The 26,344-nt window shown below is 63.9% G+C and carries 25 protein-coding genes and 1 pseudogene; 6 read left to right on the top strand and 20 right to left on the bottom strand.

What is annotated here, in order from left to right; translation table 11 throughout:
* Positions 1–48: 48 nt before the first annotated feature.
* Positions 49–729, bottom strand: coding sequence for a GDSL-type esterase/lipase family protein (locus tag BUS42_RS25770; RefSeq protein ID WP_074311829.1), 681 nt, complete (start codon positions 727–729; stop codon positions 49–51).
* A 215-nt stretch (positions 730–944) separates the two neighbouring features.
* Between BUS42_RS25770 and BUS42_RS25765 the strand changes: the two genes are divergently transcribed.
* Positions 945–2,120, top strand: coding sequence for a vWA domain-containing protein (locus BUS42_RS25765; RefSeq protein ID WP_074311827.1), 1,176 nt, complete (start codon positions 945–947; stop codon positions 2,118–2,120).
* 523 nt (positions 2,121–2,643) lie between these two features.
* On the opposite strand, the gene BUS42_RS25760 is transcribed toward BUS42_RS25765, so the two are convergent.
* The 13 genes from BUS42_RS25760 to BUS42_RS25705 all read right to left on the bottom strand — a co-directional run bounded on the left by BUS42_RS25760 (position 2,644) and on the right by BUS42_RS25705 (position 15,057).
* Entirely contained in the window at positions 2,644–3,462 is an 819-nt protein-coding gene (locus BUS42_RS25760) for a CheR family methyltransferase (RefSeq protein ID WP_074311825.1), read from the bottom strand.
* The gene (locus BUS42_RS45385) at positions 3,453–4,067 is read right to left on the bottom strand and encodes a CheB methylesterase domain-containing protein (RefSeq protein WP_254053798.1); all 615 of its coding nucleotides are present in this window, start codon (positions 4,065–4,067) and stop codon (positions 3,453–3,455) included. Before BUS42_RS45385 ends, BUS42_RS25760 begins: the two co-directional genes overlap by 10 nt.
* Positions 4,068–4,114: 47 nt before the next feature.
* Positions 4,115–4,489, bottom strand: coding sequence for a response regulator (locus tag BUS42_RS45380; protein WP_254053797.1), 375 nt, complete (start codon positions 4,487–4,489; stop codon positions 4,115–4,117).
* Between the two features lie 47 nt (positions 4,490–4,536).
* The gene (locus BUS42_RS25750; protein WP_074311824.1) at positions 4,537–4,944 is read right to left on the bottom strand and encodes a response regulator; all 408 of its coding nucleotides are present in this window, start codon (positions 4,942–4,944) and stop codon (positions 4,537–4,539) included.
* A 195-nt stretch (positions 4,945–5,139) separates the two neighbouring features.
* On the bottom strand, positions 5,140–6,915 hold the full coding sequence (locus BUS42_RS25745; protein WP_074311823.1) for a methyl-accepting chemotaxis protein: 1,776 nt from the start codon (positions 6,913–6,915) through the stop codon (positions 5,140–5,142).
* Entirely contained in the window at positions 6,912–7,364 is a 453-nt protein-coding gene (locus BUS42_RS25740) for a chemotaxis protein CheW (RefSeq protein WP_074311822.1), read from the bottom strand. The genes BUS42_RS25745 and BUS42_RS25740 overlap by 4 nt, the downstream gene beginning before the upstream one ends.
* A 4-nt stretch (positions 7,365–7,368) precedes the next feature.
* Entirely contained in the window at positions 7,369–9,576 is a 2,208-nt protein-coding gene (locus tag BUS42_RS25735) for a chemotaxis protein CheW (protein ID WP_074311820.1), read from the bottom strand.
* A gap of 150 nt (positions 9,577–9,726) precedes the next feature.
* Positions 9,727–11,022, bottom strand: coding sequence for a sensor domain-containing diguanylate cyclase (locus tag BUS42_RS25730; RefSeq protein WP_254053796.1), 1,296 nt, complete (start codon positions 11,020–11,022; stop codon positions 9,727–9,729).
* Positions 11,019–11,633, bottom strand: a complete 615-nt coding sequence (locus BUS42_RS25725; RefSeq protein ID WP_074311818.1) for a chemotaxis protein CheC — start codon at positions 11,631–11,633, stop codon at positions 11,019–11,021. Before BUS42_RS25725 ends, BUS42_RS25730 begins: the two co-directional genes overlap by 4 nt.
* Positions 11,630–12,010 carry a response regulator gene (locus tag BUS42_RS25720; protein WP_074311816.1) on the bottom strand — a complete coding sequence of 127 codons (381 nt, stop codon included), beginning with the start codon at positions 12,008–12,010 and terminating at the stop codon, positions 11,630–11,632. Before BUS42_RS25720 ends, BUS42_RS25725 begins: the two co-directional genes overlap by 4 nt.
* A 424-nt stretch (positions 12,011–12,434) precedes the next feature.
* Positions 12,435–13,226, bottom strand: coding sequence for an endonuclease/exonuclease/phosphatase family protein (locus BUS42_RS25715; RefSeq protein WP_074311814.1), 792 nt, complete (start codon positions 13,224–13,226; stop codon positions 12,435–12,437).
* Positions 13,227–13,354: 128 nt separating this feature from the next.
* The gene (locus BUS42_RS25710) at positions 13,355–13,804 is read right to left on the bottom strand and encodes a hypothetical protein (protein WP_143206508.1); all 450 of its coding nucleotides are present in this window, start codon (positions 13,802–13,804) and stop codon (positions 13,355–13,357) included.
* Between the two features lie 155 nt (positions 13,805–13,959).
* Positions 13,960–15,057 carry a DUF1559 domain-containing protein gene (locus BUS42_RS25705; protein ID WP_074315323.1) on the bottom strand — a complete coding sequence of 366 codons (1,098 nt, stop codon included), beginning with the start codon at positions 15,055–15,057 and terminating at the stop codon, positions 13,960–13,962.
* 308 nt (positions 15,058–15,365) lie between these two features.
* On the opposite strand from BUS42_RS25705, the gene BUS42_RS25700 reads away from it, so the two are divergent.
* The 3 genes from BUS42_RS25700 (at position 15,366) to BUS42_RS25690 (ending at position 17,971) form a co-directional block, all read left to right on the top strand.
* Positions 15,366–15,818 carry a hypothetical protein gene (locus BUS42_RS25700; protein WP_074311810.1) on the top strand — a complete coding sequence of 151 codons (453 nt, stop codon included), beginning with the start codon at positions 15,366–15,368 and terminating at the stop codon, positions 15,816–15,818.
* A gap of 297 nt (positions 15,819–16,115) precedes the next feature.
* Complete coding sequence (locus BUS42_RS25695; RefSeq protein WP_159452295.1) at positions 16,116–16,640, top strand: RNA polymerase sigma factor; 525 nt, start codon at positions 16,116–16,118, stop codon at positions 16,638–16,640.
* A gap of 152 nt (positions 16,641–16,792) precedes the next feature.
* Positions 16,793–17,971 carry a hypothetical protein gene (locus BUS42_RS25690; protein WP_143206507.1) on the top strand — a complete coding sequence of 393 codons (1,179 nt, stop codon included), beginning with the start codon at positions 16,793–16,795 and terminating at the stop codon, positions 17,969–17,971.
* 478 nt (positions 17,972–18,449) lie between these two features.
* Here the strand turns inward: BUS42_RS25690 and BUS42_RS25685 are convergent, their stop codons facing one another.
* Complete coding sequence (locus BUS42_RS25685; RefSeq protein WP_074311804.1) at positions 18,450–19,781, bottom strand: DUF1501 domain-containing protein; 1,332 nt, start codon at positions 19,779–19,781, stop codon at positions 18,450–18,452.
* Positions 19,782–20,053: 272 nt separating this feature from the next.
* On the opposite strand from BUS42_RS25685, the gene trpC reads away from it, so the two are divergent.
* Positions 20,054–20,884, top strand: a complete 831-nt coding sequence (gene trpC, locus BUS42_RS25680; RefSeq protein WP_074311802.1) for an indole-3-glycerol phosphate synthase TrpC — start codon at positions 20,054–20,056, stop codon at positions 20,882–20,884.
* 19 nt (positions 20,885–20,903) lie between these two features.
* On the opposite strand, the gene BUS42_RS25675 is transcribed toward trpC, so the two are convergent.
* Together BUS42_RS25675 and BUS42_RS25670 are read right to left on the bottom strand one after the other, a co-directional pair.
* Positions 20,904–21,323 (bottom strand): lipid-A-disaccharide synthase N-terminal domain-containing protein, encoded by a 420-nt coding sequence (locus BUS42_RS25675; protein ID WP_074311800.1) that lies wholly within the window; start codon positions 21,321–21,323, stop codon positions 20,904–20,906.
* 3 nt (positions 21,324–21,326) lie between these two features.
* Complete coding sequence (locus tag BUS42_RS25670; RefSeq protein WP_074311798.1) at positions 21,327–22,241, bottom strand: glycosyltransferase family 2 protein; 915 nt, start codon at positions 22,239–22,241, stop codon at positions 21,327–21,329.
* Positions 22,242–22,498: 257 nt separating this feature from the next.
* Here BUS42_RS25670 and BUS42_RS25665 point away from each other — a divergent pair, with 257 nt between their 5' ends.
* Complete coding sequence (locus tag BUS42_RS25665; protein ID WP_074311796.1) at positions 22,499–23,941, top strand: DNA methyltransferase; 1,443 nt, start codon at positions 22,499–22,501, stop codon at positions 23,939–23,941.
* Here BUS42_RS25665 and BUS42_RS45375 read toward each other — a convergent pair.
* The 3 genes and pseudogenes from BUS42_RS45375 to BUS42_RS25655 all read right to left on the bottom strand — a co-directional run bounded on the left by BUS42_RS45375 (position 23,843) and on the right by BUS42_RS25655 (position 25,250).
* Positions 23,843–24,451 carry a hypothetical protein gene (locus BUS42_RS45375; RefSeq protein ID WP_254053794.1) on the bottom strand — a complete coding sequence of 203 codons (609 nt, stop codon included), beginning with the start codon at positions 24,449–24,451 and terminating at the stop codon, positions 23,843–23,845. The genes BUS42_RS25665 and BUS42_RS45375 overlap by 99 nt on opposite strands.
* A 210-nt stretch (positions 24,452–24,661) precedes the next feature.
* Positions 24,662–24,871, bottom strand: a pseudogene (locus BUS42_RS46670) (helix-turn-helix domain-containing protein); the annotation flags it as partial.
* Between the two features lie 67 nt (positions 24,872–24,938).
* Positions 24,939–25,250, bottom strand: a complete 312-nt coding sequence (locus BUS42_RS25655) for a helix-turn-helix domain-containing protein (protein ID WP_254053793.1) — start codon at positions 25,248–25,250, stop codon at positions 24,939–24,941.
* Between the last annotated feature and the right edge of the window lie 1,094 nt (positions 25,251–26,344).

Here is a 26,344-nt window from a genome sequence, read left to right as displayed (position 1 = left end):
GCGACCCGTTCGGGCGGGCTGCATTCGGATTCCTCGCCCCCCTCCCTGCTACGGCGTCAGAAACGGTCGGACACGCTCCCTGAGCCGCTTGTATCCTTCCGGCGAGAAGTGGAGCCTGTCCTTGACGAACAGCTCGGGAATGGCACTGCCGTCGGGCTTGAGGACCATGTCGTACGTGTCCACGAAACCAACGAGCGGCATTTCCAGGGCCATCTGCCGAATCAGCCGGTTCAGCTCCCGGTATTTATCCGACTCGCCCCATCGTGCGGGCGCGGGGCTGACGCTGATGTAGAGGATCTCCGCCTTGGGGAGGCGTGCGTGAACGACGCTGACGAAGTCCCTGAAGTCGCGTGCCACGGCCTTGGGGGTGCGGCCGGCATGGATGTCATTACCACCGGCCCGGAGGAAGATCTGCTTGGGCTCGTGGGGGAAGATCAGGCGGTCGGCAAAGTGGGTGGCATCGACGATCTCGGTGCCGCCGAAGCCGCGGTTGATGACCTTGTGCTCCGGGAAGTCCTCGGCGAGCGTCTTCCAGAGCCGGATCGTCGAAGAGCCGATGAAAAGGATGCCTCCCTTGGGAGTCTGGCCGTCGGACGCCTCGTAGGCGGCGACCTCATTTTCCCATTTCGAGTAGTCGCGTGCCTCGATGTAAGGGCGGGGAACCCCCTCGCCGTGAGCTGGGGGAATGGCCAGCAGGCCGAGCGCGATGGCCGAAAGCAGGTGTTTCATGGGCGGGGACCTCGGGAAGCGGTGGCGGCCTGAGTCATCTGGCCTGTCTTGCGGATGAGGTCCATCCTACAAGGCCGGTCGGGAGTCGCAAAGATCCGGGCCCTCGCGCGCCTGGAACCGAGGAATCGCTCCCCTCGTCTAAGGATCTGTGCTGGCATCCGTTAATCCGATAGCCGGCTCACATCCTTCACTCGCTCGACTTCGGGAGGCGACCCATGCGTCTTGCAAAGCGTCTGCTCATCGGCGGAGCGGTCTTGCTCGCGACCACGGCCGCTCGGGCCCAGAATGATCCGGCCGGGCAGGTCAAGGACGTCGCCGGCGGTAAGCCGACGATCGAGCTGGTCTTCGTGATCGACACCACCGGCTCGATGGGCGGTCTGATCGACGGAGCGAAGCAGAAAATCTGGGGGATCGTCAACGAGGTCATGAAGTCGCCCGCGAAGCCGGAAGTCCGGATGGGCCTGGTCGCCTACCGCGATCACGAGGATGCCTACGTCACGCAGGTCCTCCCCGTCACGCGGGACCTCGACAAGGTCTACAGCACGCTCATGGCCTACAAGGCCGACGGGGGCGGAGACACCCCGGAGGACGTCCGGCAGGCGCTTGCCGACGGCGTCCACAAAGCCGGCTGGTCGCCCCGCTCCAGCAACATCGCCCAGATCCTTTTCCTGGTCGGGGACGCACCGCCCCACGACGACTACGGCAACGAACCCGACACGATCACCACAGCGTCGGCAGCCGTGAAGGCCGGGATCATCGTCAACACCATCCAGTGCGGCGATCTGCCAGGAACCGGCGACGTCTGGAGGCGGATCTGTCGCGCGGGCGAGGGGCAATACTTCGCGATCGCCCAGGATGGGGGCGTCGTGGCCATCGCCACGCCGTTCGACGCCGAACTCTCCCAGCTCGGGACCAAGGTCGGGGAGACGTACATGGCCTACGGCGGCGGCATGGGCATGCTGAGCGGCCTGGCCTTTCGATCGAACAAGGCCGCAGCCCATAGAAAACTCGAGGGGAACGTCGCCCTGGCCGCCCCGGCGACAGCCCGGGCCGAACGTGCGTTCAACAAGGCGATCAACGCCGCAGCCTACGACGATAGCGACCTGATCCAAGGCGTCGAGAACGGGACGGTCAAGCTCGACGCCCTGAAGCAGGACGAGCTGCCCGACGAACTCCAGAAGCTCTCGGCCGACGAGCGTAAGAAGGTCATCGCGGGCAAGATCGAAGAGCGCAAGAAGATCCGCGAGCAAATCCTCGAGCTCGCGAAGAAGCGCGATGCGTTCATTCTCGAGGAGCGTCAGAAGCAATCCGCCAAGAACCCGACGGGGTTCGATCAGGCGGTCAGCGAGGCCCTCAAGGTGCAAATCGCCCGCAAGGGGCTCAAGCTCTGAGCGTCTTCGGCCACGTCGGCAAGGGGCGATTCCTCCCCGGCCCTGATCGAATGCAATGATCCCGAGCATCTCGATCGGCCGGGAGTGGAACAGCAGAGACCCCGGCATGAATGGAGACTGTCATTCCGGCTTCGCCACGTTCGGCATTTGAATCGCGATCTCCTCGAGCGTCGTGACGCAGATGATCCAAGAATAATTGACACTGACGCCACGTTACGGGGTTTCCGCTACCACAGTGTCAAAAGAACCACCCCACGCGAAGACTCAAAGACAGGGAGCTCACGCTCCCCGCTCGCCTTCCAGGCGAGCGAAATCCGTTGCACCACGATCGGTGCCGTCTCTTGGTCGTTGGTCTTCGCTCGCCAGACAAAGGCGAGCGGGGAGCGTGAGCTCCCTGTCTTCCGGCTGACAACAAACACCCGGCAACGTGGCTACAGTCTCGAAAAATTCAGACAATCGAGAGACACAATGTCTCCTCACAACAAACTCCAATCACTTAACGACAATTCTAATTTACACATAGTTAACGCAATCGATAGCAACCGGCACGCTCGTGGTCCGTTCGCTCGAAGGCGTCGGCCAGACCGAGGGTGGACTCGGCTCCGCCCAGGAAGAGGTAGCCGTCGGGGCGGAGCACTCGGTGGATCCGGCTCAGGATCATCTTCTTGGTTTCGGTCTCGAAATAGATCAGGGCATTGCGGAGCAGGAGGATGTCCGGAGCACGCAAACGAGGCCAAGGCTCGATCAGGTTCAACGCCCGGAACTCCACCATCCGGCGGATGTCGTCGGTGAGTTGCCAGGAGGTCCCTTGCTTGCGGAAGTACTTGACGAGCAACCGCGCCGGCAGGCCTCGGTTGATCTCGGCCTGGTTGTAGCGGCCTTCGCCTGCTTTCCGGAGGATCTCGGAAGAGATGTCGGTCGCGAGAATCGAGACGGTCCAGCCGGGGAGGCCCGCGAAATGTTCGCGTAAGAGCATGGCGATGCTATAAGGCTCTTGGCCGCTGGAGCAGGCGGCGCTCCAGATCTCGAGCCGGCGCTCGGCCGACCGCCGCTGGATGAGCTCGGGGAGGATGTCCCGGCGCAGGGCCTCGAAAGGATGGAGGTCGCGGAAGAACGAGGTTTCGTGAGTGGCCAGGGCCTCGACCACCTTCTGAGGCAGGCCGCCGCCCGGCAGGGCGCGGACTTGGCCCAGGAGTTCGGCGATCGATCCAAATCCTTCGGCCAGGGCCAGCGGACCGAGGCGAGCCTCGGCCAGGTACAGCTTCTCCGCGGGGAGCGCGATGGCCGATCGCGAGCAGACCAGGTCCCGGACAAAGTCGAAGTCGGCTCGGCTCAACGGCATGGCGCCTCCTCGGATTCTCCCCCGGTCCTGCGCCGCGCCGGCATTCCCTCACGCGACCGCCGGTCGATCTCCGGTCCCAGCGCGTCGAGCGGCAGGGCCAGGTTGGCCAGGCCGGCGCGTGCGATGTGGCCGGGCATCCCCCAGACGACGCTGGTCGCCTCGTCTTGAACGAGGATCTGACCGCCCGCCGCACGGATCGCCACGCACCCGGCCAGTCCGTCTCGGCCCATGCCGGTCAAAACAACCGCCAGCGCAGTCGGCCCGAAGGCGGCCGCCGCCGAGCGGAACAGGACGTCAACCGACGGCCGACACGATTGCTCCGGCGGATCTTCATTGAACTGAACGAAGGGCCCCTGGAAATCTTTTGCAATCACCATATGAACGTTCCCCGGTGCCAGCCGAACTTGGCCGGGGAGAAGTCGATCGCCGGACGTCGCCTCTTGCACTTCAAAGGCCGACTGATGCGCCAACCGGTCGGCCAAGTACCGCGTGAAGTTGGCCGGGAGGTGCTGCACGATGAGGATCGGGACCGGGAAATCGGCCGGAAGCGACGACAGGAGCCGGGAGAGAGCATCGGGGCCCCCGGTCGAAGCGCCAATGACCAAGACTTCGATCCTCCCAGGAACCATTGGGGCGACGGTCCGGGGGGTGCTCAAACCCTCAGTACTGACGCCATGTCGCTTGATCGTGGGAATGAGCCCGTCGGGGACCCCGTGAATCGCCGCCTCCAGCCGCCCGGGGGTCGTGGAGAGATCGCGGCGCGGCTCGCGCTCGTCGCCGAACAGAACGACGGCGAGTTGCGGGTGCTCGCGGCGGATCGTCGCCAAGGTTCCGGAACGGTCCCCCTCAGCAGCACCGCGCCCAGCACGACCAGGTCGGGGTGGGCCTGCTCGATGATCGCCAGGCCAAGGCGAGCGCCCGCGGCGACGCCGACGACCTCCAGGGCGGGGTCGGCCTCAATGGCATCGGCCACCGTCCGGCGGACGATGACGGAACCGCCGATGATGAGGACGCGGAGCTTTCGCATGGCTCGGGTTCGGCTCCGCTCGGTCAGGTGATCCTCGAGGCACAGGCTCATCGGGTCAACGGCGGCTGCGGGAGAGGATCGGTCGATGCGGACATCATCCCCAAAAGTTCTAGCTTCTGGACAATCATGTCCTTGGTAAATGGCTTCATCAGGTACTCATCAGCACCCTGTTCGAGCGCATCGACCACCCGGTCCATGTCGGTCTCCGCGGTGACCATCATCAGCCTCAGGCCATCATACTCATGACGAGTACGCACGGCGCGGACAAATTCGAGGCCATTCATTTCAGGCATGGTCCAGTCCACCAGCGCCAGGGCGATCCGGTCGATCTCGGCGAGTCGCTCGAGCCCCTCCCGACCATGGCTCGCCACGTGGACCTCGAAGCCGAGGCCCACCAGGATTCGCGTGAGGATGGACTGAACGGCCCGAGAGTCATCGACGATGAGCACGCGCATCAGGAGATCCCTCCGAGAATCTACAGCAGTTCACTCTTGAATTGCCCATGCCTGGGTGGCTGGGTCCGTACTCGGACCCCGGTAGGCGAGCCAAAAGACCTGGGTCCGAGTACGGCCCCCAGCCACCCTGATCGCTCGGCCTGTGATCCCCCCGAACGCAGACGGCTTCGCAACATCCAGACGCTAACATCCATTTTAATTGCGAACATAAAAACCGCCCTGGCTTTGCCCGTTCAGGCGGGCCGGATTTCTCATGGGGAATCGCGATGAGAGCAGCCGCCGTCCGCCATCCCCCCCGTGGGCTCCCGGTCGCTGTTCCTCGTCGGCCCGATCGTAAGTGAACTGGGCGACGAGGCCGTGAAGCTCGGTCGCCATCCTGGCGAGTTCCGCGGCCGCCAACTGGGTCTGCGCAGCCCCCTCGGAGGTGCCGCGAGTGGCCTCGGCGACGGCCAGGATGGTCCGGGCGATCTCGGAGCTCCCCTGAGCCACCTCGGCGATGTTTCGGGCGATCTCGCTGGTCGTCACCGTCTGCTCCTCAACGGCGCCCGCAATCGTGCCTTGAAGGTCGCTGATCTGGGAGATCGTGCCACCAATCTGGCCGATCGCGGCGATGGCCCCCGCGGTGTCGCGCTGAATCGCCTCGATCTTCTGGCCGATCTCTCCGGTCGCCTTGGCCGTGGCCTTGGCCAGTTCCTTGACTTCACTGGCAACCACGGCGAAACCCTTGCCAGCCTCGCCGGCGCGGGCCGCCTCGATCGTCGCGTTGAGGGCGAGCAGGTTGGTCTGCTCGGCGATGGAGGTGATGAGCTTGACGACCGAGCCGATCTCGGCGCCGCTCTGACCGAGCCGGGTGACGGTGGTGTTGGTCGCCTCGGCCATCCGGACCGCCCCCTCGGCGACGCCCGCCGCCTCGCCGGCGCTCTTGGCGATCTCCCGGGAGACCGCCCCCATCTGCGCGACGGCCGCGGCGACGGTCTGAACGCTCACGCTGACCTGCTCCGAGGCCGCCGAGACGACGTTGGCCTGCGAAGCGGTCTCATCCGCGTTGTCGCTCATCTGCCGGCTGACGGCCGAGAGCTCCTCCGCGGCACCGGCCAAGCCTTGGGCGTTCTGCCCGATCGACCGGACGGCGCCCTCCATCCGATCCAGCGCCTGGTTCAAGCCCCGTCCCATCACGCCGACCTCATCCCTGGATATCTCCTGAAGCCGATCCGTCAAGTCGCCGGTGGCCACCGCGCCCAGGACCTGCATGGTCCGGTTCAACGGCTGGGTGATCCCTCGGACGATCCAGAGGGAGAATCCGACCACCGTCACGAGCAGGCCGACTCCCAGCCCGAGCAAAAGGATCAGCCGCCGTTGGAGGAACAACGCCGCTTCCTTCTCGGTCGATTTGATCGCGGCGCTGGTCAGTTGATTGACCTTGGTCACCCCGAGTCGATGGTCGTGATAGAGCCGGCTCATCTCGCCGTCCAGAAGCTTACGAGCCCCGTCGCGATCGCCCGCCAGAACGGCCGGGATCAGTTGCTCGTCCCTGATCTTGAAGTAGGCGATCGCCGGGAGGTACGCCGAGACAATCGCGGCCTCCTTGAGCTCCCCCTCGAGCGCCTGTTTGCTCCAGTACTGATAGCGATCCTCGTACACCTTCCGCAACCTCCGGCTTTCCTCGATCAACGCGGGGAGCTTCGCCTGATCATCAAGGCTCACGAGCTGGCGCGTCAGCGTGTGCGGTTCCACCATGGTGGCCACAGCCGGCTTGTAGTCGCTATCCATCTCCTGCATCAAGTTAATTTTACTATAGAGCAATCCATTGACTTTGACCGCTTCAAATGTGCTGTAGGCGTAGGCGGCGAAGGCCACGAACCCGGCCGCGAACACGCCGATCAGGAGGAAGAGCTTCGAGCGGATGGTCAGGTTGCGGAGCTGGAAGAGCCGCCCCGCGCCACGGACGTCGGCCTGGGAATCGGGATTCATGCGAGGAACTCCGGGGAATCGGTCGCGAGCTTCACGGCCTCGTCGATGTCGAGCAGCAGCAGGAGTTGGTCCTCCAGCTTGTAGGCCCCCTGGATCAGCGCTCGGGCCGCGCCTGGGAGCGTGTCGGGCGTGGTCTCGAACCCGGCCTCATCCACCTCGAGGACATCCTCGACATGATCGACAAGCAGAATGACGGCGTCTTCTTCGTCCCGAACCACAAGGGCCATGAGGGCCGAGTCCGTCGAGGCTGCACCCAGCCCCAGGCGATACCGCAGGTCGAGGGCCGTGATCACCTGGCCGCGAAGGTTGATCAGACCGCGGACCGACGAGGAGGCCAGAGGGACTCCGGTCACCGCCGGCGCTCGGAGGATCTCCAGAATCCGCGCCACGTCCACACCGTAGAGGTGGTCATCCAGGCGAAACGTGCAGAGTTGGCGATGCGTCGTCATAGGTTCACACCTCCGCCGCGGCAAGCGCGGAATCGGAGTCGGGCGAGACGAAGAAGAGAGGAGCGGCGGCCCGGATCAAACCAGGCAGGTCGAGCAGGTCGGTGGCGCGTCCCTCGATGATCGCCGCCCCCTCGATTCCCTGCTTGCGTTCCGAATGATGAACCCGCAACGTGGTCCGGACGATGTCGTGGACCGCGTCCACGGCCAAGCCCAGCCGGCGGTCGCCGACGCGACAGACGATGATCTTGAGGATCTCGGCCCCTCGGACCGCGGCCTCGGTGACGACCGGATCGCCATCGGGGCGGAGCAGGGGGATCAGCCGGCCATCATGCAGGAGGACTTCCTGGCCGTCGGCCCGCTCCACGGCCGAAGCCGGAATCTCCTCCAGCCGGGCCACCAGGTCGAGCGGGACGGCCATCCTCCGACCGTTGCCGAGCTCGAAGAGGAGCAAGGTCGAGGCCGTCTCGCCTCCAGCCCCGGCGGTCGAGGAATCGGGCAGGGGCGCGGCGCTTTGGTCGGCTTTCCCGGCCATTCCCGCCTTCCGTGCCAGGCCTGGCACGTCAAGAATGATCGCGAGCTTTCCATCCCCAAGGACGGTCGCACCCGAGAAAACATCAACATTTTTCAAATGCTTGTCGAGTGGCTTGACCACGATCTCTTCAATGTCATGGAACCGATCGACCACCAGCCCGAAGTTCGCGCCGTTGGCCTGAAGCACGGCGATGTTCAGGACGTCGCGATCCAGGGCGAGCCGCCGCTCCGGCCTCGCCAACGCCCGCCCGAGCTCGACCAAGGGAAGCAGCGTTCCTCGGAGCCGAAACACAGGCGATCCGTGGAAGGTCTCGACCCCTCGGCCTCGGCCCGCCCCCGCTTCCTCGATCCGGACCAGCTCCCGGATCACAACCTGGGGGATCGCGTACCGGTCGTCCCCCTCGCTGACGATCAGCGAAGGGATGACGGCCAGCGTCAAAGGAAGCACGATCACGACGGTCGTCCCCACCCCAAGCTCGCTGCGGATTTCCACCGACCCGCCGATCCGCTCGACGTTGGCCCTCACCACGTCCATGCCGACCCCGCGCCCCGATACGCTCGTGATCCGCTCGGCCGTCGAGAAACCGGGCAGAAAGAGGAGTTGGAGCAACTCGCGATCGCCCAGGCGATCCACCTTTTCGCGGGTGAGCAGACCGTGCTTCAAGGCGCGGTCGCGAATCCGCTCGGGATCGATGCCGGCCCCGTCGTCAATGAGCTCAATCTGGACCCGGCCACTCTCGTGGGCGGCCCGCAGCCGCAGGCAACCCTCAGCGCGCTTGCCCGCCGCCACGCGTTCCTCGGGCGTTTCGATGCCGTGATCGACGGCGTTCCGCACGGCATGGGTGAGCGGGTCCTTGATCGCCTCGAGAACGGTCCGGTCCAAATCGGTTTCCCGGCCCTCGAACTCGATCCGGACCCGTTTGCCGCAGGACTGCGCCAGGTCGCGGACCACGCGTGGGATTCGATCCCAGATGGTCCCGATCGGCTGCATCCGCGACTTCATCACGCTCCCCTGCAACTCGGTGATGATCTGGCTCATCCGGCCCAGGGAACCCAGCAACCGCGGATCGTCGCTCGTCGCGGCGTATTGCATGAGCTGGTTGCGGGCCAGGACCAACTCACCGGACATATCCATCAGTCGATCGAGCAACCCAACGCCAACCCGCACGGTGGCGCTGGCGGCCTCCCCCGCGCGGAATTCGCGAGAGGCAGCCTGGGGCGGCCCCGCTTCGACGGCTCGCGACAAACCGAGGGGCGACTCGTCAGGCCCGCGGCTCGCCGCTTCGCGGGGACACGAATCGAGCTCCCGAGTCGTCAGGCGGGCGATCAGGGCCGAGTTGTCGTCGTCCCCCTCTTCATGAGTCTTCTCGATATGGGCAAGGATCCGGCGGATTGCGTCCACTAGGTCCAGCATCGCCCCGATGAACTCGGCGTCAGGGTTGAGCGAGCTGTCGCGCAACCGGTGAAGCAAGTCTTCACCCGCATGGGCGAGCGCTTCCAGCTTGGCGAAGCCGAAGAAACCGCAAGTCCCCTTGAGCGTATGCAGGGTGCGCGCAATCCCGAGCAAGTTCGACCGGTCGTGGGGGTTCGCCTCGATCGCCACGAAATCGAGGTCCAACTGACCGAGGTTCTCGTACGTCTCGTCCAGGAATTCCCTGAGGCTGCCATCCAGGTCGCTCACGTGTCCTCTTCGGCCTGCTGGTTGTGAGTCAGAGAAGTCATGCACGCAATCTGCAGCCCCGCAGGGGCGGCAATGAGCCCGCGAACCTGGAGGACCTCACGTGGATCCGCGCCCGCTTTCTTGGCGGCCTCGACGATGGCCGGAAACCAATCAAGCCGTGTTGGCCTGTCTCCCCGAAGGCGGACCGGGGTAGGCGCGGAGGTGGGTAAACCCTCCATTCGATTCCTCGGGCGCTTCGGCGCCCAGGCAATCTTTCCCTATTTTTCCGTCGGATGCGGAGGCACCTTGCGGATTTTCCTCATTTTGTCGCCAGGCCGCCGGGTCGGCGTCTCCCTGCGGGTTCAGATCGGGGGCGCTGCGCGGTTCCTGCCTGGCCGTGAGCAACGCCAGGTCCTCGTAGTGGGAGACGCAGTTGCGTCCCCGCCGTTTGGAGTGATAGAGCGCCCGGTCGGCCTGGTTCAAGAACTCGGCCGCGCCCGCGCTCGAGGGGGCAAGCGTGGCGACCCCGACGCTGCTCGTCACACGTCGCAACGGCCAAGCGTGGCGTTCGATATCGGCCCGCAGTCGCTCGGCCACCAGCCGGGCGGTCCTGGCATCGGTCCTCGGCAACAGGACGACAAACTCCTCGCCGCCGTACCGCGCGGTGGTGTCGGAGACTCGGAGACTCGCACCAAAGATACCGGCCAAACCCTGTAAGACCTCGTCGCCGGCGATGTGGCCATATTCGTCGTTATATCTCTTGAATTCATCAATATCAAGCATCATCAACGAGAGGGGCAGGTCGTCGCGGATCGCCAATGCCGAGGCCGTCTCGAGCGCCTCTCGGAACCGTCGGCGATTGGCCAGGCCGGTCAAGGCGTCCGTCGCCGCGAGCTCGGCCAGCTCGGCGTTCTTCCGTTCCAGCGAGACGTGCGCCTGCTGCAATTCGACATGAAGCCGTTCCACGCGTCGTCGATCGGCCTCGGCCGCTTCCATCAACCGCAGGAGCTCGGCCTGAGCGGCGACCAGGTGGGCCCGCTCCGCGCGGAGGGCGGCAAGCTGAAACGCTTCGGAGGTGACGTCGCCAATCGTGATCAGGGCCAGCGTCGATCGGCCGGGGAGCAGACGCACCTGGGTCTGCTGGACCATCAGACTTCCCGGCGGACCGAGCCGAGTGGGAACAGCGAGGAATTGCTTGTGGATCGCCGCGGAGAAGACGGCGGGGCTCCCCGCCTCGAACACCTGCTGGAGCCGCCCCCCGATCCGATTCCCCCGGAGCGCGGGAAAGCGCTCGGCCAGGTCCATGCCGACGGCTTCCTCGCGGGAGATTCCGGTCCATTCCACGAGGGTCCGATTCCAGACACGGACGGTCCTGTCAACGTCGATCACGCAGGCACCCAGCGGCATCAAGTCGAGGGATTCCGCCAGCCCCGGATGGATTCCGACCGTCACGCCCTCGTCGGTCATCGAACCTCCCGGGAGTCGGATTCCGTGGCGCAGAGCGCCTGGACCAAGACCTCGATCCCACCCCGCTCGAAGGCGATCAGAAGTGAGCCCCGGACGGCGAATTGTCGGACATGAAAATGGGTGTCGGCAATCAGGATCCCTCTCACGCCCTCACCGGCGACCGGCGTCGAGAGGAAGGCCAACTCCGGTTCGCTGTAGAATTCGGGCAAGCCGTAGGACAGCCGGGCCCCCGTGGCGTTGGCCAGCGAGCCGAGCACTGCGTTGATCATGATATTGCCGACCTCGGCCAGGATCCCGCTCAACTCGAGGTCTAACTCGTCTGAGCCGTCCTCCACTCCACCGAGGATCTGTGCCATGCGCAGACCGCTGTCCAGGGGCAATACGAGGACCGCCCGCCCGGAGCAGGGGCCCTCGAAGTCCTGGACGACCGCCACACCCATCCCCCCCGCGCCACCCTGCCCGAGCCAATCGTCGAACTCGTAGACCGCGATGCTCGGGATCGAGAGCTCGATCCGGGTCCCCATCAGTTCGCTGAGCGTGGCGGCGGCACGGCCGATGCCGATATTAATGACCTCCCGGAGCGCATCCTCTTGATACGGATCCAGTCTCATCGAGGCTCTCCCACCGACGAGCCTCGAATGGCCCGCTCGATGCAAGGACAGAGTTCTTCGGCGCGGGCCGGCTTATTCACGAACCCACTGATCCCCAGTTCCTCACAGAGGAGCCGTGAGCTAATCTGGATATCGGCGCTGGCAACCACGACGGGAAGAACCGATCCTTCACCCCGGAGTCGGCTCAAAAAGCCCGGCCCGTCAAGGACCGGCATGAGGAGGTCGAGCACGACACAGTCGGGCTCATGCTCGCGAACCGCCTCCAGGCCACGTTCGCCGTCCGAGGCTTCGACAACCTCATGCCCAGCCTCGCGAAGGATACGCGCTGTCAAATTCCGGCTGAACCTGGAATCATCGACCACAAGGACTCTCGCCATCATTCACTCCCTTGAGCGCTTGATACCCGTCGAAATCCCCCCCCATTTGTGCGCCTCCGTAGCCATGCCGACCTACCGACGGGACAGCTTGACGAAAATCGGGCAACCCTCGAAACTTCTTGCGAGAAGTCCCCGCTGCCCCGATCCGGGGATCGGCGACCGATAAGAGGCTGCGTGGATTTCTCATCCCGAACCAGAATACCAGTGATCATTGAGAAATGATCCTCCGATCACGGTTCCTTCGCACTCCACAAGTCTAGATCACCACTGGCGCCTGTCAATCGGCGAACGACCCGGTCGGTTGGAGATTCCCCCCAACCGACCGGGGAATCAATCCGCTCTCGGAGGCGCGCGATCGATGATCCCTTGGAAGTCGTGATGCAACCACCTCAATCAATCGTGGGTTCAACAACGCACGCCCGAATCAATTCACCAGTTCAAGCACGACCAGCAACGGCCGATGGTCCGAGGCCACCGGTTCGTCCAGCACCCAGTTCTCGACAACCTTCCAGCGCGAGGCGGGGCGGAAGAGGACATAGTCGATCTGGCGGGTCGGCTTATCCGAGGGAAAGGTCGGCAGCGGCGTCGACGTCGAACGCTTCCAGTTGACCTCGAACTGAGTGAGCACCTCGCTGTCGGGCAAGGAGTTGAGGTCACCGACGAGGAGCGTGGGGCGATCGGGCGCTTCACGGGCCACTTCTTCGAGCCGCTTGACCGAATCTCGGCGTTCCCCGTCATTGCCACGGTAGTCGAGGTGCGTGGCGATGAACCGAAACGGCGTGCGGCCATCGGGGGCAGTCAACTCGGCAACCAGAGCGCCGCGTTGCTCACCGACGTAGTGGGAAGGGAGCGGAATATTCTTATGGCTGGTGACCGGCAAACCACTCAGGATGGCGTTGCCGTAATCTCCCCCTTCGAAAATGATGTTCCGCTCGAAGATCGGCCGCATGCCCGTCAGCCGGCCCAACTCCGCCGGCTCATCCACCTTGTTCGTCCGCTTCACACCCCGATCGACCTCCTGAAGCGCGACCACGTCAGGCTTGACCGACAGGATCACCCGAGCGAGCCGTTCGAGGTCGACCTTTTGATCCGTCCCCTCGCCGTGGTGGATGTTGTAACTGAGGATCCGGATCCGAGTCGGCTCGGCCGCAACCGCCGAAACCCCGGCCGCGGCGAACATCAGGAGAGGCGTGAGAAGAACCTTGAACCTGGTCATAGCGAAGCAATCCTCAGCGTTCAATTACCCGTTGGGCGGGCACGGCCCACCATCTTCTTTTTTTGCTTTCTCTCATCATGACAGAGTAGGGGGGTGCTCACACTCCCCACTCGCCGGGATCGCGAACCTCACTTGGCGGGAGCAAGAGTTCCCGCTTGGGGAGCCGCCTTGAACTCCTCGGCGGTCATGTTCCGCACGGTTCGGTCGAGCATGAGCACAAGCCCTCCCTCCTGAGGAACTTTCTTGAGGTAGGCAAGCACCTCTTTCGAGTCCCCGGAGCCTGGCTCCTCCTTCGTGTCGGGCAAGCTCGCGCCCCAACAAACGACGACTTCACCGCTCTTGATCAATTCGAAGCCGCCGGGTGAACTCCCCGCGGACGCCTGGATGTCCTTCACGGACTTCGGCGGCTTGGGATTGAACAATTGATACTCTCGAAGCACTTGACTCACCTCGCGCAGCCTCGACTCCTCAACCTGGTCGGGAGTGAAATCGACATTCTTCGAGCCGCAACCCATGAGGCCAAGAAGCGTCAGAGATGCAAAGAGTCTCACACTGGCACGTCGGATCCAAGGTCTCATGGGACTCCTTGAATGTGGGAAGTTGAGAGCCGGGCGAGTGAAAGAGAGAGCGGGGGGGGAATCGAGGGCGGCAGAGACCACCACCCGCCCCCCCGTCAGGCCATTTTCGGCATCAACCGATCATTAATCGCTATAATATGCAGTCGTCGACGGGCTCAGTAAGAGTCCGCGCTCACGACCTCGCCTCCGCCACGCGTTCCGAGTGCGTACCAAGTCGTAGGGCTAATCGAATCCTTGATGAAGCGAACCGACCCATCGGCGAAGCCCACGTTCACACCGCCGGAGTGGGTGCTACGAGCCCCGATATGAGCACAGATATAGTCACTGCTGTTCGCACAGTCATAGAATTTCGAATTCGGGGTCAGCGTGTGACTGAAGAAGGTCATGGGCGCGATGCCCCGGTAATACTGCTGACCGCGATACTTCAAGCGAGCACCCGCGGTGCAGGTCGCGAGCGGCGGGAGAACGCTCGTGGTAAAGCTCCCCGCGGCAATACCGAAGACGTTCAAGTAACTCTTCGCCGGCACTTCGGTATCAAGGTTGGCCGAGGCCACCGAACGGACCGTTTCGGCAAACATCGTCGTGTTGCTGGTGCCGTCCGTGACGGTGGCGATTGAGGTCTTACCTGAGACGCGGAGATACTCGGGGTTGAAGTCCCCATTGGGCAACTTGTCCGGCTGCCCATAATCCAGCGTGACATTAAAGATGCCAGCGACCGCCGTGTTCGTCTCGGTCTTGCCCGCGGCGTACCCGGCCGGCGGAGGGCCAAGCTCCGCGCAAGCAGTCCCACCGATCGATGCGAAATAATTATCGTACCCCAAGATTCCGGCGAACCTCACGTTCGAGGGATCCGAAGGGCAAACATAGGCCGAGATCAACTGAGTCCCGGCCGTGTAGTTGGCGTCGCTGGTTTTATTGTTATTGATTCCGTTGAGATTGAATTGAAAATTGAACGTGTTGTAGAGGTTCGAGTTCTCAAGATACTGGAGGATCTGGACCTGGGCAGTGGGGCGAGGATAAAGCGGCACCCCGATCGTGGGCGTCGGTCCGAAGCCCGGAGGAAAGTAGCCGTTGCTCGACTCGAAATTGTGCGCGGCCAACCCCATCTGCTTCAGGTTGTTGACGCATTGCGACCGCCGCGCGGCCTCGCGCGCCGCCTGCACGGCCGGCAGCAGCAGCGCGATCAAGACGGCGATGATCGCGATCACCACCAAAAGTTCGATCAGCGTGAACCCACTTCTCGTCCTGGACATGACGGCGTCCCCTTTCCAAACGAATGAGATGATTTCAAAGAGCGTCAAATACCCCCATCCGGTGCGGCAGTCCCGATCCAAATCAGTCACGAATATGACAGGGGCCGCAATACAAAGAGAGATGGGGAAGTCGTAACCTACCACAGAATGATGAACGCGAGGAGAAGCGGCCACCATATTTATTGTGAAGAATGAACGCGAGTATAAGTCTCGGCGAGCTCGGACCTGGCGACCGCAGCTCACGACTGCAACCATGGAAACATCCATTCCAATGAGCATCGCAAATTTACAGGAAGGGACCGACCGCGATGGCAAGACCGAAGGGTCAGAAATCCGACGGCGCCGGCCTCGTTTTCGCCGCGTACAACACACACCACGAGCGATGCGGTGCGCCCCCCGGGCTCCGGAACACCGACACTCCCAGGCTCTATCACGGCTATTTTGAAAACCGCTACAGCGAGCAGTTCGTCCTGACCTTCGATCGAACGACGAAGACTGGAACGGTCTCGAGCGGCGACCTCAACTGGGCCAACCCGATCTCGTTCACGCTCGGGCTCGTGGAAGAAGCCCTCCAGGCCACCCAGCAGATCGCCGCCCAGATCGTGGACTCGGGACCGACCGAACCGCCCAACCTACCGCTGATCGATGCCGCGCTGGCGCTGGGCCGCCTTACCGGCCTGACAGGCAAGGATGAGGTGATCTGGCTGCGAGCATGCCTGGAGGCGTGTGACGCTTTACCCCACAATCAACGCTCGGCATGAGCACGTCCCACGCCAGCAATAACGGGGATCCGACATTCTTCTGACGAGTCGATTGGCGTTCTCGCGGATCGTCTCCAGGGTCTCGGCTTCATGCTCTCCCCTGAGTCGAACCGCGGACATCGTAAGCGTTCACCCCTGGGAACGACGACCTCGGCCCGCCCCCGAACCCGTCAAGTCGCGATCGACCGCGCGCAAAGATCGCCAACAACTCCGCGCTCATTTCCCACCCGTTCGATGCACTAACCCAACAGCGGCCGTGTTGACTTCGCTCGGTTCAACAAGGAGATGGAATCCCCCGTGCATCGTCCCGACGCGGAACTCGTCGCGGCCGCCTGTCAGGGAGACCTGACCAGTTTTGGCCTGCTGTACGAGCGTCATTATCGCATGGCGGTGGGGATCGCTCGCGCCCGGTTGGCGGACCACCACCTGGCGGAAGACGCAGCGCAGGAGACGTTTGCGATCGCCTGGCGGACCCTGCCCACGTTGCGGGACCGCCACCGGTTCCCCCAGTGGCTGGGAACGATCTGCCGACGAACGGCTTCGCGATTGGACGCCCACCGGCCAACCCACGAGCCGTTGCCTGACGCCCCCAAACCCGCGTGCGATTCCGATCTCCGGCTGCAGGTTCAGGACGCCTTGCAATGCCTTGAGGAGACCTCGCGCGAGATCGTCTTACTCCATTACTTCAGCGGTCTGTCATACGACGAGATCGGCCAGGCGCTCGACCTCTCCGTCCAGAGCATCCACGGACGCCTCCAGCGGGCGCGGGGCAAACTGGCCAAAATTCTCGACGCCCATGACTCATCAGGAGCCAAGACATGAACACTTCGCTTCACGACGAGGGCTGGGAAGATCAGCTCCGAGCGGCCCTGGGCCCGCCGCCGCAACCGGACTTTGACGCCTGGCGAGCCCGATACGCCATCGACTCTTCGAAGCCTCCCACACCCCGATTGCTTTCCTGCCGGAGAACCGTCATGACCCGTTCGAGGTGGATTGCCGCGTCACTGCTCCTCGCCCTGTTCGGCCTCGCCCTCTTCCGCTCCGAGGGAACGGTCGGACGCAACGCCTTCGCCGGCACCATCCCGGGGGTCGACGCCCCCAAGACCCTGACCTGGACCACCACCTATTATTCGCGCGTGACGAGCGCTGACGGTAAGCGGACCTGGCTCCAGCCGGAACGCCGGCTCCACGCCTACCGGCACCCGGGCCAGTACCGCGAGACCCTCCTGGACGAAGCGAACCAGCCTCGGATCGTCGAGATCAGCGACGCCCGGGTGGGGCGAATGCTGGTGCTCGACCTCAAGGACAAGAAAGCGGTTTTGAAAGCCCCGGTAGGCCGACTCGACCTCCGCGGGCCGTTCGCCTGGGTCGGCGAGGCGCTCCGCGACCGCTTGGTCGCCAAAGCCCTACGCGTCAAATCCATCTCACTCCAGGGGCGCAAGGAAATCGACAAGACCGAAACGAACGTCGTCCGGGCCATGATCGATCGAGGTGATGACCAGGGATACGCGCTCCACGACTTCTTCTTCGACCTGAACTCGAAGCGGCTGGTCGCCATCTGGATCCCCAATGAGAACCGCTTCGATCTTGAGACCGCACCGGAACGAAACCAGGCCGCCGAGAAGCTCTTCTCTTCGAGTTTCCCCGTCGCCTACCGGGAACACGAGATGGTCCTGGACCCCAAGCTCGACGCGGCGGATTTCAGCCTCGATCCTCCGGCCGGCTACGCGTACCAGGCCCTCGCCAAGCCCACCATCACCGAGGAGGAAATGATCGCATACCTTGGGGCCGCCGCGCGGTTCAACGACGGCCTTTTCCCGGACTCGCCTTACGCGGCATTCGACCAGGCGAAGTTCAACGCGGCCAGCCTCAAGACACCGGCCGACCAAACCCTCGTCGAACAGGAGCTGATCCGACTCCACGACAAATACCTCACCCGCGAGATCCACCGGTCGCCGGTCCTCCAATTCGTGGAAGACCACGCCGAGCCCGAGTCCTTCCACTATGTCGGCGCGGGGGCCAAGCTCGGCCAGGCCGACCGGATCCTCGGCTGGTACATCGCGAAAGGAACAGAGAAACAACGGGCCGTGTTTGGGGACCTTTCCGTCAAGGATGTGACGGCCTCCGAACTCCCGATCGATCTCTCTAAATGAACAAAAAAAAGGCATGACGGGGTGTTACTCAACGAAAGATTTCGAGAGAACACCCTGCTGTCCGCCAAGGAAGTCGCCCACGGCACCGGATGGCGGCCAGCGAAGCGTGGCTCAGCGATCCCCCGAACACACACCATCGGCGGACTCACCCTATTCAATGAGAACTTTTTTACACAAAACACGCAAACGAACACCGCTTGATCATACATCCACAAAAATCGAGTCTGTCTCAAGGAAACCGGGCCGTCTGTCTGCCCCGGAGTCCGAAATTCGCGGGCGAAACTCGTTCCTACGAAGAGCGTGGGAATGAGATCCCGGTATCCTGGCGACAGTCTCCAAAAATCAAAGAGCCGGGTGACTGCTTGGGCAGTCTCCCGGCTCTTCGTGTTTCTCGCTCCAGCCCACGCGGCTCCGGGTTCAGCCGAAGCACCGAACGGTGTAGAGATATCTCCAGGCGACAACTCAGGCCCCCCGTCGCTCAGACAAGTTCCGCGATCGGCGTCGCCGTCCCCGGAAGGATCGGGATCGGCCGGCCCGACTTGTCCTGAACGAACGAGTGCGGGTTAATGCCGAGGTTGTGGTAGACGGTCGCCAGGACGTCATGGTAATGAATCGGGTGGCTCGCCGCCGCCCCGCCCAGCTTGTCGGTCGAGCCGATCACCTGGCCGACCTTCATCCCGCCGCCGGCCATCAACGCCCCATTCACAGGCGCCCAGTGGTCGCGGCCGGCGTCCTTGTTGATCTTGGGGGACCGGCCGAACTCGCCCCACACGACGACCGTCACATCCTGATCCAGACCACGGGCGTAGATATCTTCAACCAGAGCCGAAATCCCCTGATCGAACAGCGGGAGATGATTGCGCAAGTGACCGAAATTATTTCCATGCGTGTCCCAGAAGCCGTAAGCCACGGTCACACAGCGGGCCCCGGCCTCGACCAGGCGGCGGGCGATCAAGAGCTGGTCGTTCCACATCGGGGCGCCGTCGCCGAGGTGCTTGGACGAGCCGATCCCGTAGCGATCGCGCAGCTTCGGGTCTTCCCGCTCGACGTCGAGCGCCTGCGCCACGCGGCTCGTGGCCAGCACATCGAACGCGCGGCGGTAGACGCTCTCCATGCCCCCGACCTGGACCGTGTCCACCTCACGACGAAACTGGTCGAACTGGGTGAGGAGCTGCTTGCGCCCCGCGAACCGAGCGGGCGCGACCTCGGTCTGCTTGAGCAAGGCGAGGTCGTCTCCATCCATGCGCGCGGCGCCATGAATCAGGCCCAGGTGGCCGGGCCCCGGCGTGTTGTAGGGCCGGTGCTGCATCGTCGGGAAGAGGTCGATGAACGGCGGCACGACGGCGTTGCGCGGGCCTTGAACCTTGGAGACCACCGACCCGAAGTGCGGCTTCCCCTCGCGCTGGCTGACGTCCATCGGGTAGCCGGTGATGTTCTGGAAGCTGGAGTGCTCGTCGCGGAGGCCGACGATCGAGCGAAGCACGGCCACCTTGTCAATCGAGGCGGCCATCCTGGGCAGAAGCTCGCCCACCTCGATCCCGGGGACCCGGGTCGCGATCGGCTTGAACTCGCCTCGGATCCCTTCAGGCGCGTCGGGCTTGAGGTCGAACGTGTCCTGATGCGCCAGGCCGCCCGTCAGGTAGACCATGATGACCGACTTGTTCGACGAGCCACCGGAAGCCCCCCGCGCCTCGGCCCGGAGCAACTCGGGCAGGCTGAGCCCACCCATCGCCAGGCCGCCGATCTTGAGAAACGAGCGCCGAGAGACCCCATCGCAATACCGGTGCCCTGAACCGAACAACGTCAGCATTGGTCTGACTCTCCTGTCCTCATTTGACTTCCGTAGCGAACCCGACCCGGTTTAGCGATTCTTCAACATTATGATAACCGACGCGGACGCCACAAGGGAAAGATCGAAGCCTCCGCTCCGAAAATGCCGGTAAAGCGAAGGGGAGTCGCGACGTTCGACTCTCCTACGGTAGAATCGACAGCCGGCTGGCTGCCGATCAAAGGGGATGCGCCACGACAACCGAAGTGGCCGAAAACCGAGAAGAAAAGAAAATAGGGAAAGGGAAAACCGCCGTGGCGGAATCGATCCTCGACGAAATCGTCGCATCCAAGCGGCGTGAGGTGGCCGCGGCCCGGCTCCGAATGCCGCTCCAGGAGATGGAGGACCAGGCCGCCTCAGCCCCGCCGGTCCGCGATTTCCGCGCGGCACTGGCCGGACCCGGGCCGATCCAGTTGATCGCCGAGGTCAAGAAGGCGAGTCCTTCGGCCAAGGTGATCCGGGCCGACTTCGACCCGATCGCCATCGCCCGCGCTTACCAAGGGCATGGGGCGGCCTGTCTCAGCGTCTTGACCGACGTCCCTTATTTCCAGGGGCATCTGTCCTACCTCGCGCGGATCCGAGCCTCGGTCGCGATCCCGTTGCTCCGCAAGGATTTCATCATCGACGAGTACCAGGTCGTCGAGGCCCGGCTCGCCGGGGCCGACGCGATCCTCTTGATCGCCGAGATCCTCGACGATGAGACGATGGCGCAGTTGCTCGCCCGCGCTCGAGGCCTGGGCATGGCCGCCCTGGTCGAGTTCCACGAAGAGGCCAACCTGCCGCGCGTGCTCGCCTCGGGAGCCGACCTGGTCGGGATCAACAACCGCGACCTCCGCCGGTTCGTCACCGACCTCGACCTGACCTTGCGACTCCGCCCCCAGATCCCCCCCGACGTGCTCCTGGTCAGCGAGAGCGGGATCCGGACCCACGCGGACGTCGAGCGGCTCGAAGCCGCCGGTGTCTCGGCCATCCTCGTCGGCGAGTCCTTGATGCGTGCGGAGAACATCGGCCTGGCCGTCGAGCAACTCCTCGGGCTTGCCCCCGAGGCGCAACCCGCTCAGGACCCGGTGGCCCCGGCCGGGTGAGGGGCGTTCAGTCCTCAATTCACGACCAAGGGATCTTCTTGGCGGCGGAATCGACCCGATGCGGGCGAGTCGTCGACTCCAGCTCGGCGGGCTCGCCCTGATCCTTCTGGTCCTTTTTCGTTCGCTTGGCCCCCCGGGACCGGGCGCGTTGGACGAGCATCAGGTTCCTGATGTAGACCAGCAAGCCCGTCGCCTGGCCGACGATGATGACCGGATCGCGGTTATGGATGGCGTAGGCGAGCAGGACCAGGCCGCCGATAATGCTCAGCCACCAGAAGGCGACCGGCACGACCGAGGCCTTCTTCTTCTCGGAGGCCACCCACTGCACGAGGAACCGCGCCGTGAACGCAGCCTGCCCCAGGAAGCCGATCTTGACCCAGAGCGACATGCCCCACAACACGCTCCAGAGGTCGGAAAAGAGGCGCGACAGGTCCGACATCGTTCAAAGCTCCTGACCGACACCACGTCGGGCCGGGGAAAGCGGGGCAGGGGGAGAAGGAGAAAGCGCGTCGTCCGCAACGGTCGCGGCCAGCTCATAGCGCACCGAGCGCCTCATCAACCAGGCGACGCCGAACAGGTCGATCACGACCCGAAGCGACCGGTTCCAAAGGTTGTAGTGCGACTCGCCGTGCGGCCTCGGACGATGAGTCACCGGCACCTGCACGATCCGGCAGCCTTCGCGAAGCAGCAAGGGGCCGAGGAACCGATGCGCGCCATAGAACATCGGCAGCCGTAAGGCCATGTCTCTCGGGAAAATCCGGACCGAGCAGCCGGTGTCGCGAATCGACTGGCCGAGGACCGCGTTGCGGATCCGGTTGGCCCATCGACTGATGATCCGCTTCGACCAGACGTCCTCACGCTTGACCCGCCAGCCGAGCGCGGCGTCATGGCCGGGCAGCGCCTGCCAGAGCGCCGCGAGGTCGGCCGGGTCGTTCTGGAGGTCGGCGTCGAGGGTCGCCAGCCAGTCGCCCCGAGCCTCGCGGAACCCGGCCGCAGTCGCCGCCGACTGCCCCACGTTCCTCGCCAGCCGGACCGGCCGAAGCTCGGGATAGGCCTCCCCGAGCCCCTCGAGGACCTCGGGGGTCGAGTCGGTGGACCCGTCATCAATAATCATGATCTCGAAGCCGGCGAGCCGCGCACCCGCCGCCGTTGCTGCTGCCGCCGGGCTGCAGAGCGGCCGCAACGCCCGCGCGATTTCCTCGACCAGTTGCGGCAAACCGGCCGCCTCGTTCTTGGCCGGCACGACCACCGAGAGCCAGGCACCACACTCCCGCCTCGAACCCTCTCCGGAAGAGGGCCCCCTGGTCCGACCCACCGGCCCCGGCCGATGAGACGGATCCTGCCGCATGGACGACATGAACGTAGCCTCCTTGCCGACCGCGGAGACAGGCCTAGGAGACCATCCATGGTCCCCATTTAATGCCTCGGCATTCTCCACAGAATCGTTGGCGCGCCTATCCCAGAATCAGGCGACGGACCAGCCCTCGCCACGCCGGAAACCGTTATAGACAGACCTTAGGGGTCCTGCTAGGTTGCCCCATCAACCCTAAAGGGATCGGCGACTGATACGCCCGATCTTCACGAGGAATTGCTGAGGACAAGGACGCCCCGGCCATGCCTTCCACCTTGACACCCACCCCGGCCATCCGCCTGGTCGCCCCCGAAGAAATCCGGGCAAACCCTTTAAGCATCTCGATTTACGGCGACCCAGCGGGCGAAATTGACGACCTCATCGAGAGCGTTCGCACCCAGGGAATCCTGGTCCCCCTGGCCGTCGTTCACGAAGGATCGACCTGGGAGCTGGTTTCCGGCCACCGCCGACTCGCCTGCGCCCGTGCGCTCGGGCTGACCGAGGTCCCCTGCGAGATTAAGTCCTACCCGTCGCGGGCCGCCCGGGACCTGGCGATCCTTGAATATAACCGCCAGCGGCGAAAAACGTTCACCCAGATGATGCGCGAGGCGGACGCGCACGAAGAGTTGCAGACCGCCGCGGCCCGCCGGCGGCGGCTGGCGAACCTTCGCCAGTTCCAGGACGAGGCCTCCGACAATGGCGAAACCACCGACTGTCGGAATTCCGACGATCGGCCGGGTCGTAGCGACTCAACTCTCGCCCGGGCGATCGGTCTCGGGGGCAAGGACCTCTACCGCCAGGCGCGGGCGATCTGGAAGACCGCGAAGGAGGGGGACGCCCGCGCGGTCGCCAGCCTCACCCGACTCGACGCCGGGACCAAGACGATCCATGCCGCTTATAAAGACCTAAGGCGGCGCGACCGGTTCGCCGCCGGATTTCGACCCACCCCGTACGACGTCTGGGCGTTCAAACACGACCACGGCTTCGGCGTCCCCCATCCGGGAGCGATCCCGCCGGCAATCGTCGCCCACACCTTGCATTATTACACGACACCGAATGCCCTCGTCGTTGACCCGATGGCCGGCGGCGGCACCGTGATCGACGTCTGCGAATCAATGGGACGCCGCTGTCTTGCGTACGACATCCACTCCGTACGCCCGGACGTCCAGGAACGCGACGTAAAGAACGGCTTTCCGCCCGAAACGAGCGGATGCGACCTCATTTTCTGCGACCCGCCCTACCATACGATGCAGGCGCGGCAGTACGGCGCCGAGGGGATCGCGACGGCGCCGTTTGCCGCCTGGGTCGACTTTTTGAACCAGTTGGCGCGGCATGCATTTGCCACGATCCGCCCCGGCGGCTACCTCGCACTTTTGGTGGCGAACCAGACCGAAAAAGACCTGCCCGCGGGGCATGGCTATCTCGATCATGCCTTTTATGGCTATGCCGCCCTGGTCGCCGCCGGGTTCCTGCCGGAGCGGCGGATCAGTTGTCCGATGGACGGCGCTTATTTGCCGCAACACGTGCGCCGCGCGCGCACCGAGGGGCGAATGCTCGGGCAAGTGCGCGACCTGTTGATCGCGCGTAAACCACTTGCCGATATGGGTTTAGGACAGGGGTTCGCCGCAGGCCAGTTCGTACACTTTGGCCCGCAGGAAGGGGTTGGTGAGGGTCGGGTTCCGGCGCACGATCGGCTCCGGCAATGAGGCCACGGCCTGCGCGATCAACTCGCGCAATTCTTGCGGTCGCAGGCTTTCGATCACGAGATTGATCGCCGCCTCTTCGGCCACCCGCGACTCCTCTTCACGCCGCTGCTCGCGCTGGGTTTCCACGGTGCGAAGCCGGTTTTCCAGCTCGCGCCGTCGGGTTTCGAGTTTGTTGGCGACCTGAGGTAAGAGGTCGTACCCATCCTCGAGCCCGGCGCGAATATAGCCGGGGCCATTTTGCAGTTTGCCCTGGCTTTGAAGGTAAAAGGCATTCAAGAGGACCTTCGCGACGTCCTCCGGTTCCTTCTGCGCGGCCAGGCGACCGGCCAACTGCTTCGGGATTCCCTGATTTGTCAGCAGTTCCTGCAAATCCACAGCAACAAGAAGCCGTCCGGCGGCAGACAAACGGAAGGGTGTTCCCGGAATCGGGATGCTTGTCGTGTCTTCTCTTGATCCTTGTTCTTGTTTGGGCCCAGCCTCGGGGCCAGCCGGGCCGAGGAATTGGGCCAACGCCTCGAAAGAATTTGGACCAGTTTCCGGGGGGAGGTCTAAAGAAAATAGGCCAGTTTTGGGGGTCCCCTCTAAAAGAGTTGGACCAGTGGCAGGCAGGTTTTCAGCTCGCTTGGTGGTTTTGGCCGGCGGGCGCTCCGGCGGGGCCTGTCGCATGATCTTATAAGCCGTCGATCGCCCTTTCGACTTGCTGGCGGCGAGCAGGCCTCGGCGCGTCAGTTCCTCAATGGCGGCCAGGACGGTCTGACGACTCAGCCCTGCCTGGGCGGCAATGGTCCGGATGCTGGGGTAAGCCCAGTCCGACCCGAAGTCGGAATAGAGCCCGATCGTGAGGTAGACCTTGATCGCCGAGCCCCCGAGGGCTTTGAACGACTCGGACCGCAAGAGGTCGTGCTCGACGCGAAAGAAGTAAGGGGCCATGACCTGCGGGCACCCTCCCGGAGCCGACGTACCAAAGTTGAAGTCGCAACAAAGCGGCGAAACGCAATCACTCGGTCAGACTCACGGGGGGATCAGAGACGTAGTAGGTCTTCACCTTGCCGCGCTCATGGGTCGTCGAGACCACAAGCCCCAGACTCTCCAGCCGCGACAGTCCCTCGATCACCGTGGGGCAAGACAGCCGCGTTCGCTTCATCAGCTGGCTAAGGCTGATCGTCACGTTCTTGTCCGGCTCGCCCCCGCAAATCTCAAGCATCACCAGATACACCTTGATCGCGTCGCCTCGTATCCGAGCCAGGTAGCCCCGGTCGAACAGAACGCTCTTAACCCAGTCAGTTTGGGTGGGCATGGCGACGGGCAAGACGACTCCTCCGCTCCCCGAAACTCTCGTTCAGGATCGAACGTATTCGATCGCTTTTGAACGCGAATCCAAACCAGTGCTGCCTAGCGATCGTTATCGACTGGTTTGGTTAACAACTCCACCTGGACTTTGCGAATTGCGGGCTCTGGGGAAAACCCGGGTTTGGGGTAACAAATCATTAAAGGAACGCTCTGTGGGCCGTATCCCGGCTACGTCAGCCTTGCCGTTAAGGCGAAGCTGGCGGATCCGTGTCGGTGCGACCGCCTGGGCCGGCCCGGGGGGCCGGTCCGGCTTGTGCGGTTTTGTTCAGAATCGCCGAATACGAGGCGGCCAGGGGTCCGACCCCCGCCGGTGGCGCTCCGTCTCCCCATCAGGCCAGTCGCCTGGCCCTGTCTTGTGTCGATCCGTCTGTGCAGGCAGGGCGTCCGGCCCCGCCAATGTCGTTCCGTCTGTGGAGCAGGGCGTTCGGCCCTGCCTAGGTCGATCCGTCGGTGCGGGCAGGGCGTCTTGCCCCGCCAGTCTGGTTCCCACCCGAAGGTGCCGGCATCCATTGCCGTCTTCGGAGGACCGTCTCTATATGGGTTCGGCATTTCTCCCCTGCCTGCTGTAGGTCGACCTGCATCGGATTTCGATTGGAACGAACCGAAGCGATATGGCCCACGCCCTCTTCTTGCAATGGCCCACGCCTACTTGCATGGCCCACGCCCTCTTGTAGGGTGGGCACGGCCCACCAGGTTGTACCGAAGAGGGTAGGGGGGGCGTCCGCTCCTCGAGAAGCCGACGGTTTGAATCCATGCTTGGGGATTGCCGTTGGGCACCCTGATAACGAGGGCTGGAGACCAGCGGCTTGTCCGTGCGGGGCGGGCTTTCCAGGTTCAGGGGCGAAACCTGGTGGGCCGTGCCCACCCTACAGGAGAGCGGACATGCTTTTGGCCACGCGCGTATGCGAGGCGGCCTGACACGTGGTCGTCGACTTCGGTTCGCGAAAAAGCGAGCGATTCGGCAGTGGAGTGTTGACCTTCGGAACCAACCTGCTATTATCTCCCTTGTCGCCTGTGTCACCACGGGTGACAACGAAACGGCCGGCTGACCTG

This window comes from Singulisphaera sp. GP187 (assembly GCF_900129635.1).
GTDB lineage: Bacteria > Planctomycetota > Planctomycetia > Isosphaerales > Isosphaeraceae > Singulisphaera.
The sequence above is the reverse complement of the archived record's forward strand: the minus strand, read 5'-3'. Positions and strand labels throughout refer to the sequence as shown.